1 protein-coding gene is annotated in these 1,467 nt (G+C 31.7%); it reads left to right on the plus strand.

From position 1 onward, the window contains the following. The first annotated feature begins 78 nt into the window (after positions 1–78). Positions 79–1,284: a protein NO VEIN domain-containing protein gene (locus tag ATH1_RS0115450; RefSeq protein ID WP_010423708.1), complete on the plus strand. Its 1,206-nt coding sequence runs from the start codon at positions 79–81 to the stop codon at positions 1,282–1,284. The last annotated feature ends 183 nt before the right edge of the window (positions 1,285–1,467 follow it).

Genomic DNA, 1,467 nt, shown 5'->3' on the forward strand with positions numbered 1-1,467 from the left:
GATAGTGAAGTAGCTCCGAAATCCCCAACGTTTCATACCGCCATCCGTTAGCATTCATTGTAAAGAGACCAACGAACTATGATTGAAATTAGTCAAAATATATTTGAAATTGTTCTTTCAGGATTTAACAAACTCTGGACAGAAAAAATTGATGAAAGCAAAATTGATTTTAAAAGTCATCCGATAGTTGCAAAACACGAAAATTACAAATATGAAATTATCGAAGATGCAAAAAATGAATTACTCCTAAAAACTTGGAGAGAAACTGATATTGGCTCTGGGACAATCCTTAAAAATGTAAAGAATGCAATAAACGTAAAATCAAACAACTTAATTGACTGGAGAAAAAAAGACGATTTTAAGAAATTAAAAGCAAATAGAGAAAATGAAAAATTTCTTTATGACTTCTTTAAATCAAAAATTAAGGACGAAATAGCCTTTGATAATTTTGTGGAGATAGGATTTTCATACCAGCTAATTGCGTATCTATTTTTTATTAAAAATCATCAAAAATACATGCCAATCTCACAGGAGAAATTTGATGAAATTTTTAGTTCAATAAACATTGACTTTAAAACAAGTCATAATTGCTCTTGGAAAAACTATTTAGAATTCAATGAGATAATAAAACTTTTCAGAAAACAACTTTCTCAAAGGTTTAAGAACGCTTCACTCCTTGATGCTCACTCATTTTTGTGGATTTATGGTTTTCAACTTGACGAGACAAAAGAAAAAGTTAAACAAGAAAAACCGACTCAAAAATCCGAGACAAAAGCAACTGATAAACCGAAAGAAAAGCCGAAACCAGAATTAGAAACTTATACACCAAAAAAAGTTGTTGACCTTGACGATTTGACTGAAACAGCAAATGAAATTGACTACATCGAAAATCATCGCAAATTGATGGAAATTGGAGATTTAGCAGAAAAAATTGTTTTGGAAAGTGAAATCGAATTTTTAACGGCTGAATATCCTGAGTTGGCGGAAAAAGTTAGACTTGTTTCAAACGACCCGAAACTTGGATTTGATGTTTTATCCTTTGAACCAGACGGAAAACAAAAACAAATTGAAGTTAAAGCTATTTCCGTTAATCGTAACGCAAAAAGTTTTATTATCACTCGCAACGAATTTATAAAATCAAAGACTTACTCGAATTACTATGTTTATTGCGTGACAGAATTAAATTCTGAAAACCCAAAAATATTGAGAATAAAAAATCCTGACTTTGAGAATAATAATGACTTTTCAATTGAACCATTGACTTATAAAATAACATTTGAATAGAAACAACGAAATGCTAACATCGTATATAAAACATTTGGCAGTCAGTGCGTTATCGAGCGTCTCAGCCAGTATCGAAAGTTCTTGTAACTTGACAGGAAAGTGCTTCGAAATGCCAAACGTTTCATATACGTAACCGTTGCCGGCAAGGCTAATGACCCCAGATGCGGAGAAAAATGCCTTTAA

Origin of the sequence: Anaerophaga thermohalophila DSM 12881 (genome assembly GCF_000191885.1) — a bacterium.
Classification (GTDB): domain Bacteria; phylum Bacteroidota; class Bacteroidia; order Bacteroidales; family Marinilabiliaceae; genus Anaerophaga; species Anaerophaga thermohalophila.

Coding starts and splice junctions, on each gene's coding strand:
- ATH1_RS0115450 (WP_010423708.1), top strand. CDS start 79: ATGATTGAAATTAGTCAAAATATATTTGAAATTGTTCTTTCAGGATTT.